Annotated in this window: 10 protein-coding genes and 2 pseudogenes; 7 read left to right on the top strand and 5 right to left on the bottom strand. The window is 69.1% G+C overall.

Annotated features, from left to right (window positions below; translation table 11 throughout):
• The first annotated feature begins 75 nt into the window (after positions 1 to 75).
• On the top strand, positions 76 to 1,932 hold the full coding sequence (locus tag ACFZDK_RS20365; RefSeq protein WP_390974202.1) for a cellulase family glycosylhydrolase: 1,857 nt from the start codon (positions 76 to 78) through the stop codon (positions 1,930 to 1,932).
• Positions 1,933 to 2,000: 68 nt separating this feature from the next.
• Here the strand turns inward: ACFZDK_RS20365 and ACFZDK_RS20360 are convergent, their stop codons facing one another.
• The gene (locus tag ACFZDK_RS20360) at positions 2,001 to 3,248 is read right to left on the bottom strand and encodes a YncE family protein (RefSeq protein WP_390974200.1); all 1,248 of its coding nucleotides are present in this window, start codon (positions 3,246 to 3,248) and stop codon (positions 2,001 to 2,003) included.
• A gap of 174 nt (positions 3,249 to 3,422) precedes the next feature.
• On the opposite strand from ACFZDK_RS20360, the gene ACFZDK_RS20355 reads away from it, so the two are divergent.
• Positions 3,423 to 4,088 (top strand): TetR family transcriptional regulator, encoded by a 666-nt coding sequence (locus ACFZDK_RS20355; RefSeq protein ID WP_390974199.1) that lies wholly within the window; start codon positions 3,423 to 3,425, stop codon positions 4,086 to 4,088.
• Positions 4,089 to 4,122: 34 nt separating this feature from the next.
• Here ACFZDK_RS20355 and ACFZDK_RS20350 read toward each other — a convergent pair.
• The 3 genes and pseudogenes from ACFZDK_RS20350 to ACFZDK_RS20340 form a co-directional block, all read right to left on the bottom strand.
• Positions 4,123 to 4,791, bottom strand: a pseudogene (locus ACFZDK_RS20350) (glycosyltransferase); the annotation flags it as partial.
• Positions 4,792 to 5,140: 349 nt separating this feature from the next.
• Positions 5,141 to 6,253, bottom strand: coding sequence for an alkene reductase (locus ACFZDK_RS20345; protein ID WP_390974197.1), 1,113 nt, complete (start codon positions 6,251 to 6,253; stop codon positions 5,141 to 5,143).
• A 446-nt stretch (positions 6,254 to 6,699) separates the two neighbouring features.
• On the bottom strand, positions 6,700 to 8,046 hold the full coding sequence (locus tag ACFZDK_RS20340; protein ID WP_390974195.1) for an aldehyde dehydrogenase family protein: 1,347 nt from the start codon (positions 8,044 to 8,046) through the stop codon (positions 6,700 to 6,702).
• Positions 8,047 to 8,215: 169 nt separating this feature from the next.
• Here ACFZDK_RS20340 and ACFZDK_RS20335 point away from each other — a divergent pair, with 169 nt between their 5' ends.
• Complete coding sequence (locus ACFZDK_RS20335) at positions 8,216 to 8,569, top strand: helix-turn-helix transcriptional regulator (RefSeq protein WP_099919897.1); 354 nt, start codon at positions 8,216 to 8,218, stop codon at positions 8,567 to 8,569.
• A 638-nt stretch (positions 8,570 to 9,207) separates the two neighbouring features.
• On the opposite strand, the pseudogene ACFZDK_RS20330 reads toward ACFZDK_RS20335, so the two are convergent.
• Positions 9,208 to 10,143, bottom strand: a pseudogene (locus ACFZDK_RS20330) (NAD(P)-dependent alcohol dehydrogenase).
• Positions 10,144 to 10,457: 314 nt separating this feature from the next.
• On the opposite strand from ACFZDK_RS20330, the gene ACFZDK_RS20325 reads away from it, so the two are divergent.
• The 4 genes from ACFZDK_RS20325 to ACFZDK_RS20310 are packed head-to-tail and all read left to right on the top strand — an operon-like array spanning position 10,458 to position 15,350.
• The gene (locus tag ACFZDK_RS20325) at positions 10,458 to 12,170 is read left to right on the top strand and encodes a CocE/NonD family hydrolase (protein WP_390974193.1); all 1,713 of its coding nucleotides are present in this window, start codon (positions 10,458 to 10,460) and stop codon (positions 12,168 to 12,170) included.
• Positions 12,167 to 13,810: an AMP-binding protein gene (locus ACFZDK_RS20320; RefSeq protein WP_390974191.1), complete on the top strand. Its 1,644-nt coding sequence runs from the start codon at positions 12,167 to 12,169 to the stop codon at positions 13,808 to 13,810. Before ACFZDK_RS20325 ends, ACFZDK_RS20320 begins: the two co-directional genes overlap by 4 nt.
• Entirely contained in the window at positions 13,807 to 14,595 is a 789-nt protein-coding gene (locus ACFZDK_RS20315; RefSeq protein WP_390974189.1) for an enoyl-CoA hydratase-related protein, read from the top strand. The genes ACFZDK_RS20320 and ACFZDK_RS20315 overlap by 4 nt, the downstream gene beginning before the upstream one ends.
• Positions 14,592 to 15,350, top strand: coding sequence for a 3-oxoacyl-ACP reductase FabG (locus tag ACFZDK_RS20310; protein ID WP_390974188.1), 759 nt, complete (start codon positions 14,592 to 14,594; stop codon positions 15,348 to 15,350). Before ACFZDK_RS20315 ends, ACFZDK_RS20310 begins: the two co-directional genes overlap by 4 nt.
• Positions 15,351 to 15,677 lie beyond the last annotated feature (327 nt).

Below are 15,677 nucleotides of genomic sequence, written 5' to 3'. Positions count from 1 at the left end.
GACAAGTGTCGGGCAGGTATTCAACTTACTCATGAGTCAGAAGTATTGACGGTGTCCGGAAATCACCGGACTGTAATGAACATGACCACAATCCGGGCGCGTTTGATCGTTGTCCTGGTCGTCCTCTGCGGATTCCTCGCGGTGGCGGGCGCTCCGTCCGCCACCGCGGCCACCCCGTCCGACTCCCTCTGGTTCGACGGCACCTCGCTCACCGTCCAGAACGGCCGTTTCGTCGACGGCCAGGGCCGTGAGGTCGTGCTGCGCGGCTACAACGTCTCCGGCGAGACCAAGCTGGAGGAGAACAGCGGCCTGCCGTTCGCCTCCGTCGCCGACGCGAAGAAGTCCGCGACCGCGCTGCGTGCCCTCGGCGGCGGCAACGCCGTGCGCTTCCTGCTCTCCTGGGCGCACGCCGAACCCGTCCAGGGCCAGGTCTCCACCACCTACCTGGCCGCCGTCACCGCGCAGATGCAGGCGTTCCTCGACGCCGGCATCCGCGTCTTCCCCGACTTCCACCAGGACCTGTACTCCCGCTACCTGTTCAACTCCGGCAGCTGGTACACCGGCGACGGCGCCCCCAAGTGGGCCGTGGCGCTGGGGAGTTACCCGAGCGAGTCGTGCGGCATCTGCCTCTTCTGGGGCCAGAACATCACCCAGAACGCGGCCGTCCAGGAGGCCCAGTACGACTTCTGGCACAACAACTACGGCCTCCAGGACTACTTCCTGGCCACCGCCCAGACCACCATGACCTACCTGGCCCAGCACCTGACGTCCGACGAGTTCGCGGGCGTGGTGGGCTTCGACCCGTACAACGAGCCGTACGCCGGTTCCTACGACTCCGGCGAGACCTCCCGCACCTGGGAGCAGAACCGGCTCTGGCCCTTCTACCAGAAGTTCCGGGCCCGGATGGACGCCGCCGGCTGGACCAGCAAGCCCGCGCTCATCGAGCCCAACCTCTACTGGAACGGCAACGTCACCCACCAGGAGGGCGGCCTGCTCGACGTGGGCACGCTCGGCTCGCGGTACGTCTTCAACACCCACTTCTACGACCAGAAGGCCATCTCCGGCATCCTGATGTGGGGCAACGCCGCCGACGGCCAGTACTCGACCGACTTCGGCACCATCCGTGACCGCGCCTCGGCCACCGGGACCACGGCGGTCGTCAGCGAGTTCGGGCACCCGCTGTCCGGCACCACCGCCGGCAAGGCGCCGACCGTCGACAAGGCCATGTACCAGGCCCTCGACTCCCGCCTCTCCGGGGCGAACTGGTGGTCCACCCCGGCGACCTCCGGCCCGGTCCTGTCCGGCACCCAGTGGCAGTGGGACATCTACAACGGCCGTCACCACGAGCTGATGAACGACAACGCCGGCAAGGTCCTCACCTCGGGCGACGCCTGGAACGACGAGGACCTGTCGGCCGTCAACATGACCGACAGCGGTACGGTGACGCTCCGTCAGGACGCCCGGCTGCTCGACCGGATCTACCCGGGCGCCACCTCCGGCACCACCCTCGCCTTCACCTACGAGGACCGCTCCCGGGACGGCTCGACGACCCTGACCTGGAACCCGGTGCCCAGCTCGCTGCCGAACGTGTCCGCGCTGGTCGGCTCCGGCCAGTACGCCGTCCAGGTCTGGCGCTCCAGCAGTGCCACCGCACCGACCGACCTCCATCTGCCGGCCTCCTTCGCGACCGCCTCCACCACCGTGGTCTCCGACCTGGGCACGGCCTACGCACCCCCGTCGTACACGTCCTCCACCCCCGTCGGTGTCGCCGCCGAACCGGGTGGGACGGGCAGCCGCCGACTGCTGCTCACCGACTCGGACTCCGGCGTGCTGCACTTCGCGCTGGTGACCAACGGGGCCACCTCGCCGAGCTCCACCCTGCTGAACGCGGCCAAGGCGGAACTGGCCGCCTGGGTGGCGGCGAAGTTCTGAGTGTTCCGGGCAGGGCTTCGGCCTCCGGGGTGCCGCGCATCCCGGAGGCCGAAGTATCGGACCCTCTGTCAACTGCCGCTCGCACCGGTCCAGCCGGCCTGCACATGGCCGAGCCGGACGCGCTGCGGGTGGTCGCCGACCGGGACCGAGGTCACCTTCTGGCTGGTGCCGAAGTCGATGGCCGTCACCTGGTCGGCGCCCGCCTCCGAGATGATGCAGTCCTTGCCGTCACCGCTGACCGTTGCCCAGTACGGGGTGGACGCGGTGATCAGCGGACCCTCCTGCAGGGTGGCCCGGTCCACGACGGTCGCGTAGTTGTCCATCGTCCCGGCGACGCACAGCTTGGTGCCGTCCGGCTTCATCGAGATGCCGTGGTGGCGGGAGTCCAGGAGCCAGGTGGTGCGGTCCGTGCTGGTCGCCGGGTTCGCCGGCAGGGTCTTCACCCGGGTGATCTTGTCGGTGGCGATGTCGTACTCCAGGAAGCCGTTGAAGAACGACACCTGGAAGTACATCTTCGACCAGTCGGGGGTGAAGGCCGCGGGCCGCACCGCGTCCGAGAAGTCCGTCAGGCCGATCGCGTCCAGCCGGGCCCGCATGTCGATCGTCTTGACCTGCTTGTAGGTGGTGGCGTCCGCGACGGTGATGTGGCGGTCGCCCTTGGTCCAGTCCCAGATCGGGTCGTCGAGCGAGGTGGTGACCTCGCCGATCGCCATGTTCCAGATGTACTTCCCGTCGGGGCTGAAGACGTTCTCGTGCGGCTTGTCACCGGTGTCGAACTCGCCCAGCTCCTTGCCGGTGTTGATGTCCAGGACCTGCACCTTGTTCGCGGTGGACGCCGAGACCGCGACCTTGGTGCCGTCGGGGGAGACGGCCATGTGGTCGGCACGGTAACCGGCCACCGGGAACCGCCAGTTGATTTTGTCGGTGGCCAGGTCGATGGAGACGACGTCCGCGAAGCTCGGACGCGAGACCACCACGGACTTGCCGTCCGGCGTGGAGTACATGTCGTCCACGTACTGGTCGTGGCCCTGTCCGACCTCGTTGCGGATCGACGTGTAGTAGATCCACTTGATCGGGTCCGCGTTGATCTCGGCGATCCGCGCGTCCTTGTCCGGGATGACGTTGAGCTGGCCGACCTTGGCGAAGTCGCCGGACGAGTTCAGGACGGTCGCGGTGCCGTCCCAGTTGTTGCCGACAAAGAGCACCTCGCGCAGGGCGGCGTCCGTCGCGGCGGTGGCGGCGGTCGCGGGTGCGGCGACGGTCAGGACGAGGGCGGCGGCTACGGAGCAAAGGTGCCTGGGTCTGAAGGCAGGCATGACTGCTCTCTCCTCTGATGGGGGGGTGGGGACGCGCGTGCAGGCTCGGGTCGCTGAATCTGAACACGGGCGCGTTCAAAACGAACTTACTGAAAAGTAAGGAGGGGGCGGCTTACTTCACAAGAGGCGTACACGACAAAATTGGCCAACGGGCGGACGACGGAGGGGGCGGTCTTGGCGGGCAGGCTCAAGGCACCGACGGGACGGTACGGCGGGCGGTCCGCCGAGGAACGCAAGGCGGAGCGGCGTCGGCGCTTCCTGGAGGCGGCGCTCCAGCTCTTCGGCGACGCACCGGGATTTCGCGCCACGACCGTCGCCGCGCTGAGCCAGACGGCGGGTCTGTCGACGCGTCAGTTCTACGAGGAGTTCCACACGTTGGAGGACGTGCTCGCCGCCCTGCACCTGGAGGTCAACGGGTGGGCCGAGCAGGCGGTGGTGGCCGCGTTCGCCGAGGCGGAGCCGTTGCCGTTGGTGGAACGGGTCACGGTGCTCTTCCGTGCGTACGCGCGTGACGTGACGTCGGATCCCCGGCGCATCCGGATCACCTTCGTCGAGATCATCGGGGTCAGTCCCCGGCTGGAGGAGCAGCGGCTGGCGCGGCGGGCGCGGTGGGTGGAGCTGATATGCACCGAGGCGAACGCGGCGGTCGCGCGCGGGGACGCGGCACCGCGCGACTACCGGCTGGCGGCGACGGCGTTCATCGGCAGCGTCAACGGCCTGCTGCACGACTGGAGTGCGGGGTGGGTGGACGCGAGTCTCGACGACGTCGTGGAGGAGCTGGTGCGGTTGCTGGTGGGGATCCTGCGGCCGGAGGGGTGGACGCCGGAGGGGGCTCGGTAGTCGCTCGGGTGTGGGCGTGTGGTGGCCGGTCGCGCTATCTGCGCGCTCCCCAAAGAGGCGCTGCCAGCGCCGCCGTGACCGGTGCGATCCCGTCCTCCGCGCGGATGCGTGCGCCCGACGTCCTCGCCCTGTCGGCGAATTCGGGCTGACGCGTCGCTCGCCGCAGCGCCCCCCCCGCCAGCGCGTCGACGGTCAGCCCCCGCAACGGCACCGCCGCTGGAGCCACCCCCAACGTCACCAGCCGCGCTGCCCAGAGCCCCTCGTCGAACTGGATCGGGACCGGTACCGCCGGCACCCCGGCCCGCAGTCACGCCGTCGTGGTGCCCGCGCCCGCGTGGTGGACCACGGCCGCCATGCGGGGGAAGAGGGCCGAGTGGGGCAGCTCGCCGGCGGTCAGCATGTCGTCGCCGTCGGCGGCCAGGCCGCCCCAGCCGCGCTGGATCACCCCGCGCAGCCCGGCCTTCCGCAGCGCCGCCGCGACCTGGCCGCTCAGGTGCGCGGCGTCGGGCACGGTGGCGTTGCCGAGGCCGACGAACACCGGTGGCGGGCCCGCGTCGAGGAACGCCCGGATCTCGGCGGGGAGCCGGGGTTCGCCGTCGTACGGCCACCAGTAGCCGCAGACCCCGAGGCCCCGGCGCCGGTCGCGGGGGCGCGGGACCACCAGCGGGCTGAAGCCGTGCTGGACGGGCCACTCCTGCCGTTCCACCGTTATGGATGGGGTTTCGTTCTGTCCGTTGTCCACTGCGGGCACGGCTCAGGGCCCTCCGGCGTGAAGGGCCCTGGACCAGTGGTGGCGTCGGTTGGGGAGCCGTTGACGAGCGGCGAATCAGGTGCCAAGTAACTCGTGAACCGCCTCCGAGGTCGCCGAGGTCACCGAACGCAGGCTGCTGACCAGGAACCTGCGGACCGTCAACGCCCTGACGGACCCGACGGTCCTCGAGCCGGTGATCGCCGGTGTGACCGCGGGCTCAAAGGGGTGGGCACAGTGTCGCCGGTCGGGCGCCTGTCCATGTGTGAGGGGGGTGCGGCATGGACAGGCGTGAGAGTGGGCCTCAAGCCGCTTCGAGGAAGGGGTAGTCGGTGTAGCCCTCGGCGCCCGGCCCGTAGAACAGTTCCGGCCGCGGCTCGTTCTCCGGGTGGCCACCCTGCCAGCGCGCGACCAGGTCGGGGTTGGCGATGAGAGCCCGGCCCACGACCACGGCGTCGGCGTGGTCGGCCTCGATCTGCTGGAGCGCCTGCTCGCGGGTGGTCTGCCCCCCGAAGGGGCCGCTGTTGACGATCAGCTTGCCGTCGAAGCGCCGCCGCAGCTCCTGTACCAGGTCGCCGCCCGGCTCGGCGTGCAGCACGGAGAGGTAGGCCAGGCCCAGCGGGCGCAGCTGGTCGAGCAGGGTGCCGTAGGTGGCCAGGACGTCGTCCCGGTCGGTCTCGAAGACGTCCCCGAGGTCGACCTCCGGCGAGATCCGCAGCCCGACCCGCTCGGCACCGACGGCCTGGGCGATGGCCGTGACGACCTCGACGACGAAGCGGGCGCGGTTGTGCGGCGAGCCGCCGTATCCATCGGTGCGCTGGTTGGCCGCCGGGGAGAGGAACTCCTGGAGCAGGTAGCCGTTGGCGCCGTGGATTTCCACGCCGTCCGCTCCCGCCTCGACGGCCCGGCGGGCCGCGGCGACGAAGTCCTCCAGAGCTGCCCGGATCTCCGCGGTGGTCATCGCTTCCGGTACGGGGTAGGGCTGCTCGCCCTTCTCGGTGAACGTCTTGTTGTCGATGGCGATCGCGCTGGGGGCGAGGATGCGGCGGCCGCCGTTGATGTCGGGGTGGGTGCCGCGGCCGGCGTGCATGATCTGCAGGACGATGCGGCCGCCCTCGGCGTGCACCGCCTCGAACACCCGCTGCCAGCCGGCCGCCTGCTCGTCGGTGGCGATGCCCGGCTCACCGACATACCCCTGCGACGCGTGGTCGGGGTAGGTGCCCTCGGTGATGATCATTCCGACGCTCGCCCGCTGCCGGTAGTACTCGACCATCAGGTCCCCGGGGATGCCGGAGGAACCGGCCCGGACCCGGGTCAGCGGTGCCATGACGATGCGGTTGGCGAGCTCGATCTTCCCGAGAGAGACGGGAGAGAAAAGCGATGGAACGGGCGAAACTTCTGAAGTATTGACAGACATGGCTTTCTTTCTTTCTACAATACGGAGGAAAACGGTATGAATGTCTGCGATGCAGGTGGTCTACGCTGTTCGGGCGGAGGCGCGGATGCGGTCCTCGGGCAGGCGCGGGCCCGCTGACGGTGACGCGGTTCCAGGACCGCGATCGGGGTGTGGGTGGTGTGGGCGGCGAACGCGGTGAGAGCCGCATGCCGTCGGCGTCGGGGTGTCGACGCCGGTCAAGCGCAACTGCCCGCCGGAGTACGGGTGTTCGCTCCTTGCGCACGATCAGCAGGCAGCCAGGTGACGTAGTCATGGGTGCCGCCGCGAAGAGGACCGATATGCGGCTTCACCTGGAACGCGCTTCTGGCGGTGGCGGGAACAGCGATATCAGCGATCCTCATTCTCGGCTTGAGGCACTTCCGCCGCCCGATCGCCCATCGGACAGCCTGCCTCACCAAAGCGCGAGGCTAGCTGAGCGGTACGTCCGCGACAGCCTTGAGGTGGCTGAACGTCTCGAGGGAGTACCGGCCGTGGTAGCGGCCCATGCCGCTTTCGCCGACGCCGCCGAAGGGCAGGCCGGGCATGAGCAGTTGCATCACCGGCTGGCCCCAGGCGACGCCGCCGGAGGACGTCTCGTTCACGAGGCGCGACTTGGTGGCCTCGGACGTGGTGAAGGCGTAGAGCGCGAGGGGCTTGTCGCGTTCGTTGATGAAGGCGATGGCGGCATCGAGGTCTGCGACTTCGACGACGGGGAGGATCGGACCGAAGATCTCCTCCTGCATGATGGGCGATGCGGGGTCGACATCGGTGAGCACGGTCGGTGCGATGAACAGGTCGTCGCGGTCGTGCCGGCCTCCCACCGCCGGCCGGCCGGAGTCCAGCAGACGGGTGAGCCGGTCGAAGTGCCGCTCGTTGATGATCCGGCCGAAGTCGGGTGAGGTCTGCGGGGTGGTGCCGAACTGGGCGTCGACCGCCGCGCGGAGGGCGGGGACCAGTGCGGCGGCGGTGGCGGGATCGGCCAGGACGTAGTCGGGGGCTATGCACTGCTGCCCCGCGTTGCCGAACTTGGCGCCGACCAGCCTCTTCGCGGTCTCGTCCACGTCGGCGTCGGGCGCCACGAAGACCGGTGACTTGCCTCCGAGTTCGAGCGTGACGGGGGTGAGGTTCTTGGCGGCTGCGGCCATGACGATCCGGCCGACGGTGCCGTTGCCGGTGTAGAAGATGTGGTCGAAGCGTTGTGCCAGGAGGGCCGTGGTCTCCTCGGCGCCCCCCTCGACGACGGTGAGCACGTCGGCGTCGAAGTACTGTCGCAGGAGGCGTGAAGCGACCGCCGAGGTGTGCACCGACATCTCGCTCGGCTTGGCCACCACGGTGTTCCCGGCGGCCAGTGCGCCGATGATGGGGTCGATGAGCAGGTGCAGCGGGAAATTCCACGGGGCGATCACCAGGACGACCCCGAGCGGGTCGTACGTGGTGTAGGCCGTGGTCGTGGGACCGAAGTGGGCGGGAACCTCCACCGGGCGAGGCTGAAGCCAGCTCTCGAGATTCGCCAGCGTCTCGTCGATGTCGGCGACGGTGAAGTCGATCTCCTGCATCTTCGCCTCGGCGGGGTTCTTCCTCAGGTCCGCCCAGAGGGCTTCGATCAGTTCCTGCTCGTTCTCGACCAGCAGTGCCCGCAGCCGCCGCAGTTGGCTGACGCGCCAGTCCAGTGGGCGGGTGACGCCGGTGTTGAACGTCGCACGAAGGCGGCCGACCACCTCCGCGGCCGTTTCCGTCTGGTGGGTTCTCGGCTCGGTCGCCTGTGTTGTGGTCATGGGGTGTGCTCCGTTCTTGATGCAGGCCGCGCCGTCAAAGGCGTTGGCGGCATGCCGTGGTACCGGTGATGGGCAACCCGGTGGATGACGGATGAAGAGTCAATCCGTGCGTTCACTGTAACTCATGTTCGCGTCGACGCGAACATGAGGCCGGGGTTATCCTTCCCTCATGGCCAGTCGCACCGCGTCACCCCTCGTCCACCCCGACACGGACGACCTCGACCTCTTCAAGATCATGAGCGCGCTGACCGACGAGACCCGGCTCACCATCGTCGTCACCCTCTCCGTCTCCCCCGGCCTGGCCTGCAGCGGCTTCACCCAGGACGTCACCGCGTCCGTACTCACCCGCCACTTCCGCGTCCTGCGCGAGGCCGGCCTCATCCGGCAGCACGACGTCGGCACCCGCCGTTTCAACACCCTGCGCAAGGAAGATCTGGACCAGCGCTTCCCCGGACTGCTCGACCTCGTCCTCAAGGAGAGCGTCGGCCGCGTGGAGCCCTACGTGAACGCCGAGAGCGCCTGACCCTCCGGGGCACCCCTCCGTGGCCGCGACGAACCGGACCCACCGCAGCCAGGCATCCAGCTTGCGGCCGACTTCGATCACCTCGAACGACACCCCGGACACAACGTCGACCAGGCCACGGCCGAGTTGGGCGAGGGGGGCCTCCCGCCCGCCGAGTGACCGTAACCCGTGCACCAGCAAGGCGATAGGCCACCCACCCCGCCGTACCACCTACACAGACTGGTCACTGACCGCCTATACGCACATGCGGATCGGACCGGATCGACTCCACCGGCACGAAGACCTGGATCTCGATGGCCTTCGCCGTGTGCAGCGGCAGCTCCCGCAGCAGGTGGCGCGGCGCTTTCGAGGATGGCGAGCTGAGCGGGGCGGCGACAGTCGTCAGCCCCCCTGTCTACCCTTGGTTCACTTGCGGGTCGGGATACCGGCTCACCCCTCTCGGCGAAGGGCTGTGCGACGTCCGCGATGCCATGGCCGGCTGAGCCCTGGCTGTCCCCACGACGAGCCAGCACTCACCGTGTGACTGTCGGGGCCGGCTGACGAGCACACCTCGGTGTCCCAGACGCTCACCTGGACGGTGCCCACAGTCGAGGGCCCCGGCGGATGATCCGCCGGGACCTTTGTGCGTGCGACGGGTCTCAGATGGTCGCGTTGTCGACCACGAACCGGTACCGCACGTCGCTCGCCAGCACCCGCTCGTACGTCTCGTTGATCTCGGAGGCGGCGACCCGCTCGATCTCCGCGCCAATCCCGTGCTCGGCGCAGAAGTCCAGCATCTCCTGGGTCTCGGGGATGCCGCCGATCATCGATCCGGCGAGGATCTTGTTGCCACCGATGAGGGAGGGCGGGCGGAAGGCGATGGGCTCCTCCGGGACGCCCACGTTCACCAGGGCGCCGCCCGTCTTCAGCACTGTGGAGACGATGAGGTCGAAGGAGCCGGCGAGCTCTTCGAACGTTTTCGGGTCACTGGTCGCGTAGTAGTGGTCGGCGCCCAGCTTCAGGCCGTCGTCCTTCTTGCGCAGCGACTGGGACAGGACCGTGACCTCCGCGCCGAGCGCGTGCGCGATCCTGACGCCCACGTGGCCGAGACCGCCCAGGCCGACCATGGCAACTTTCGTGCCGGGGCCCGCGCCCCACTGCTTGAGCGGTGCGTACGTGGTGATGCCCGCGCACAGCAGCGGCGCGGCGGCGTCCAGGGACAAGCCCGTCGGGGATACGGACGACGAAGTTCTCGTCGACGACGACATGCGTGGCGTAGCCGCCGTAGGTGATCTCGCCGTCCTTGCCGATGGCGTTGTACGTCTGGACAGCCCCTCATACACAGTGCTGTTCCTGGCCGGCCTTGCAGTTCTCGCACTCGCGGCACGAGTCGACCATGCAGCCGACGCCCACACGGTCGCCGACCTTGTACTTGCTCACGCCGGGGCCGACCTCGGAGACGACGCCCGCGATCTCGTGGCCCGGGACCTCGGGAAGATCGCCTGGCCAAAGCCCTCGCGGACCAGGTGGACGATGGTGGTGCGCTCCAGTGGAGCGTTGGCGGCGGGTGCGGCGCAGGCAGCAACAGTGGTCATGCCGTGGTTCTCCTGGCGGGGGTTGCGCGCCCGGCTGCCTTCGTCCGGCCGGGTGCGTTTTCACCGTAACTTATGTTCGCGTCAGTGCGAACATGAGCCCATCACCCCTTCCCTTGCAGGCGGGGGGCGGCGTCGGCGGCGACCAGCCCCGTCGCCGACACCGTTGCCTACGGCGAATCGCCAGAGGTCGGCCTTCATGTGGTAATTGACAGGGTACGAACGTACCTCATAACGTACCCACAGCCGGGGCAACGCAGCCAGCTCGACGAGGAGCACCGATGCAGCACCTGTACGAGATAGATGTCCGAGTTCCGATGCGTGACGGTGCAGCCCTCGCCGCCAACGTGTGGCATCCAGCCGAGGGGAAGGCTCCGACGCTGCTCGTGCGCATGCCCTACGGCAAAGACGTGTTCGGCATCACCCTGGGCGGGGTCATGCCCGACCTCATGGCTTTGCTGGAGGCGGGCTACGCGGTGGTGGTGCAGGACTGCCGGGGAACCCACCGCTCGGAAGGCGAGTTCGTTCCTCATATGGCCGACAGGGCCGACGGCGAGGACACCGTCGCCTGGATCACTGACCAGCCGTGGTCGGACGGCACGGTGGGCATGTACGGGGCGTCCTACCTCGGAATGGTCCAGTGGGAGACCGCCGTGACCGGCGCCCCGGGCCTCAAGGCGATCGCGCCGGCCTTCACCTCGATCGACAACTACGAAGCGCCCTGGTACGGCGCGGGCGGGGCGCTCTCACTGAGCCTGGTCACGCTGTGGAACGCCATGATGTACACGGCCGACGCCCAGCGGTCCCTGGCGGCCGGCGAGGGCTCCGTGTCCCAGCTGCAGCAGCTCGGTCAGGCTCTCCTGTTCCCGGAGCCGCTGAACGACGTGCTGCCGACGGCCGAGGTTCCGGTCCTGGCGGAGTACGGGAAGTGGTGGGACGACTGGATGGCCCACCCCTCCCACGACGCCTACTGGGACGCCATGGAGCTCACGCCCGAGCTCAAGAACGTCACCGCCCCGGCGCTCAACATCGGCGGCTGGTACGACCTCTACATCGGGCAGACCGTACGCACCTACACCACCGCCCGCCAGAAGGCAGGAAGTGCGCAAGCACGCGAGGGGCAACGGCTGATCATTGGTCCGTGGGACCACATATCCCAGACCGGCGTCTATCCCGACCGCTCCTTCGGCCCGCTGGCCAGTGCCCAGATGCTGGGCCTGACCGGCCTGCACGTGAAGTTCTTCGACCGCTGGCTCCGCGACGACACCACCGCACTGGACGACGTGGCACCGGTGAAGATCTTCGTCATGGGCATCGACCAGTGGCGCGACGAGCAGGAGTGGCCGCTGCCCGACACGCAGTGGACCGACTACCACCTCACCAGCGCCGGCCATGCCAACACAGCGGGCGGTGACGGCGCGTTGACGACCGAGCCGCCGACCCGGGCCGGGCGCGACACCTACCTCTACGACCCGCGCCGCCCGGTTCCCACGGCCGGCGGGGCGTCCATGCCGGTGACACTGGAACTCTGCGGCCCGGTCGACCAGCGGACCGTCACCGGCCGCGAGGACGTCCTGTGCTTCGCCACGCCCGTACTCGAGGAGGCTGTCGAGGTCACGGGTCCGGTCAGCCTGACCCTGTTCGTCTCCTCGTCGGCGGTGGACACCGACTTCACCGCCAAGCTCGTCGACGTCTTCCCCGACGGCAAGGCGATCAACCTGTGCGACGGCATCCTGCGCACCCGCTACCGGGGCGGCCTCTCCACAGAAGAGTTCATGGAGCCCGGCACGGTCTACGAGATCACCATCGACATGACCGCCACGTCCAACGTGTTCCTTCCCGGTCACCGCATCCGCGTGGACGTCTCCAGCAGCAACTTCCCCCGCTACGACCGCAACACCAACACTGGCGGCGTCATCGCCCGCGAGAGCGAGGAGCAGATGATTCCCGCGATCAACCACATCCATCACGGGCCGAACCACCCCAGCCGTCTGGTCCTGCCGGTCATCGACCGCAAGGACCAGTCGTGAGCGCCGCCGACCGGGTCGCCGAGCTGACCGCGACCTTCGCGGCTCCTTCCCTCGACGTGGCCGGGCTGCTGTGCGACCGGCACCCCGCCGACCGGGTCGCGTTCACCGTCCTCGACGGCGACGGCAAGGCTTCCACGCTGACCTTCGGCGAGCTCGCCGCCAACTCGCACCGGTACGCGCGGGCGCTGCAAGGGCTCGGGGTCGGTCCCGGTGACCGGGTGGCAACCCTGATGGGCAAGAGCACCGACCTGGTCACCGTCATCCTCGCGATCTGGCGGCTCGGCGCTGTCTACGTCCCGCTGTTCACCGCGTTCGCACCCCAGGCCATCACCCTGCGGCTGGAGGGCGCGGGTGCGCACGTCGTCGTCGTCGACCCTGACCAGCGCCACAAACTCGACCCGGGCCCCGACATGCCGGACGACCCCGAGCGAAGGGTCGTCGTCACCGGAACGAGCACGGCGCGCGGTGACCTGTCGCTGGCCGATCTCGTCGCGGCCGCGTCCCCCGAGCCGGTGCCCGCGGTCATCACGAGCGGGGACGGACCGCTGGTGCACATGTTCACCTCCGGCACCACCGGCAAGCCCAAGGGCGTCATCCACCCCGTCTCCTACATCACGGGCTGGCAGATCTACCTGGAATACGGTCTCGGCGTCACCCCGGACAGCAGCTACTGGTGCGCCGCCGACCCCGGCTGGGCCTACGGGCTGTACTCAGCCATCGTCGCTCCGATGGCCGCCGGCATCCCCAGCCTGCTGTTGACCGGCGGGTTCTCCCCGGAGACGACCTGGCGCACCCTCGTAAACCACAAGGTCACCGACTTCACCGCCGCCCCCACCGTCTACCGGGGACTGCGCTCCTCGTCGGTGCCGGTGCCCAAGGGGCTGCGGCTGGAGCGGGCGTCCAGCGCGGGCGAGCCCCTGACTCCCGAGGTCAACGAGTGGGCCGGCGCCGCGCTCGGCCTGGCCGTGCACGACCACTTCGGCCAGACCGAGGTCGGCATGCCCCTGGCCAACCACCATCACCCCGAACTCGCCCGTCCCCTCAAGGCCGGATCGATGGGCCGGCCGGTACCCGGCTGGAGCCTCACCGTCCTGGCCGACGAGAAGGACGAGCCGGCCGGACCGGGCGTGCTCGGCCGGGTCGCGATAGACGTCGCGGCGAGTCCGCTCATGACCTTCCGCGACTACCAGATCCCAGGCCAGAGTGGCGCCAAGTTCACCGCCGACGGCCGCTATTACCTCACCGGCGACGCCGGGCGGATCGACGCCGACGGCGACTTCTTCTTCTCCTCCCGCGACGACGACGTCATCATCATGGCCGGTTACCGGATCGGGCCGTTCGAGATCGAGAGCGTGCTCGCCCAGCATCCCGCGGTCGCCGAGTGCAGCGTGATCGGGGCACCCGACGACGTCCGCGGCGAGGTCATCGAGGCGTACGTCGTCCTCCGCGACGGCCGCGACGCCTCACCGGAACTGGCCACCGAGCTCCAGCAGTTGGTCAAGACCCGCTACGCCGCCCACGCATACCCGCGCACGATCCACTTCATCGACGCCCTGCCCAAGACACCCAGCGGCAAGACCCAGCGCTACCTGCTGCGCAAACGCCGACGCACCGAACTCACCACCCCGGAGCCACGTTGACCGACCCCGAACCCCTGCTCGTCGAACAACGCGGTCCCGTCCGATGGCTGCTGCTCAACCGCCCCGAGCGGCGCAACGCCCTCGACGCCACCCTCATAGAAGCCCTGGACAAGCAGATCACCAGCGCCGAGGCCGACCCCGACACCGCGGTCATCGCCGTGGCAGGCAACGGACCGAGCTTCTGCGCCGGAGGAGACTTCCACCAGTTCCTCCAACTGCACGACCGCGGCGACAACCCGGTCGGCTTCCTGACCGACGTGTCGGCCTGCTTCAGCCGTATCGCGGCCAGCCCGAAACCATGGGTCGCCGTGCTGCACGGTCACGCCGTTGCCGGGGGCCTCGAACTCGCCCTGGCCTGCGATGTCGTCGTCGCCGCCGACACCACGCTCATCGGCGACGGCCACCTCAACCGGCGCCTGGTACCGGCCGGCGGGTCCAGCGTCCGGCTGCCCGGTGCGGTCGGACGGGGCCTGTCCCGCTGGCTCCTGCTCACCGGTGAACTGCTCCCGGCGACCGCCTTCGCACACACCGGCTGGATCCGCGCGATCGTGCCCGAGGCCGACCTCGACGCCACCGCCACCCGTATCTGCCACCAGTTGGCCGACCGCCACAGCCCCGCCCAGCAACGCCTCAAGACACTCCTGCACCGGATCGACGGCATGGCCCCCGAGCAGGCCCTGCGCGAGGAACTGGCCACCTTCGCCGACAACTGGTCGGCCAGCTCGGTGGCCGACTCCCTGCGGGACTTCCTCACTCCCCCCACCACGAAAGCAGACACCACGTGAACCGCTACCACGGACGCGTCGTCGCCATCACCGGCGCCGCGCAAGGACTCGGCCTCGCCATGGCGACCCGGTTCGCCGCCGAGGGCGCCACGGTTGCGCTGGCCGACGTCAACGAACAGGCCCTCACCGACGCAGCCGGGACCATCACCGACGCCCACGACGCGAAACTCCGCACCGAAAGGGTGGACGTGACCGACTCCGCCCAGGTCAACGCCTGGATCGACCGGGTCACCACCGACCTCGGCCGCCTCGACGTGCTGGTCAACAACGCCGGCATCATCCGCGACAACCGCCTCGAGGACATCACCGACGACGACTGGCACGCGGTCGTCGACGTCAGCCTCACCGGCGGCTTCCACTGCGCCCGCGCCGCGTTCGGCCCCATGAAACGCCAGGGCTACGGACGCATCGTCAGCTTCTCCTCCATGTCATGGCGCGGCAACTTCGGCCAGACCAACTACGTGGCCGCCAAGGCCGGCATCGTCGGCATGACCCGCACCCTCGCACTCGAGGGCGCCCGCCACGGCATCACCGCCAACGCCATCGCCCCCGGCCTCATCGAGACCCCCATGCTCGCCTCCATGAACGGCCCCGCACGCGACAAGCTCACCAACAAGATCCCCATGCGCCACACCGGCAGGCCCGAGGACATCGCCGAAGCCGCGGCCTTCCTCGCCAGCGAAGCCGCCGGCTACATCACCGGCATCGTCCTGGACGTGGACGGCGGCATCTCCATCGGCTCCTCCATCCGGTAACCGCGAGCCTGGGGCGAGCAGGTGTTCATCCACGGCAATCGACCGTCGTCCGGCCCAGCCACACTGACCGGGCCGCAGTGACAACGCCCTGATCGCCGATATCGACCCATTCGCCGGGCCGTCGCAGTTGTGCAAGCACGCCGTTGTTTTATGGCCCTTAAAACCGGCTGGCGCGTCCCGAACAGTTCCTCCGCCCTGCCTGAACATCACCCCCGGGACTCAGTGTGGGTACGTTAGGCGGTACGCTCGTACCCATACGCCAGGGGCAGGTCGGCTTTCCGGCCCGCAACTACTCTCCGCTTCCGGGCGGGGACGCTCAGGGGAGAC

The sequence above is a fragment of the Streptomyces sp. NPDC007901 genome (genome assembly GCF_042959465.1).
GTDB lineage: Bacteria > Actinomycetota > Actinomycetes > Streptomycetales > Streptomycetaceae > Streptomyces.
This window is presented reverse-complemented; position numbering and strand designations above follow the sequence as displayed.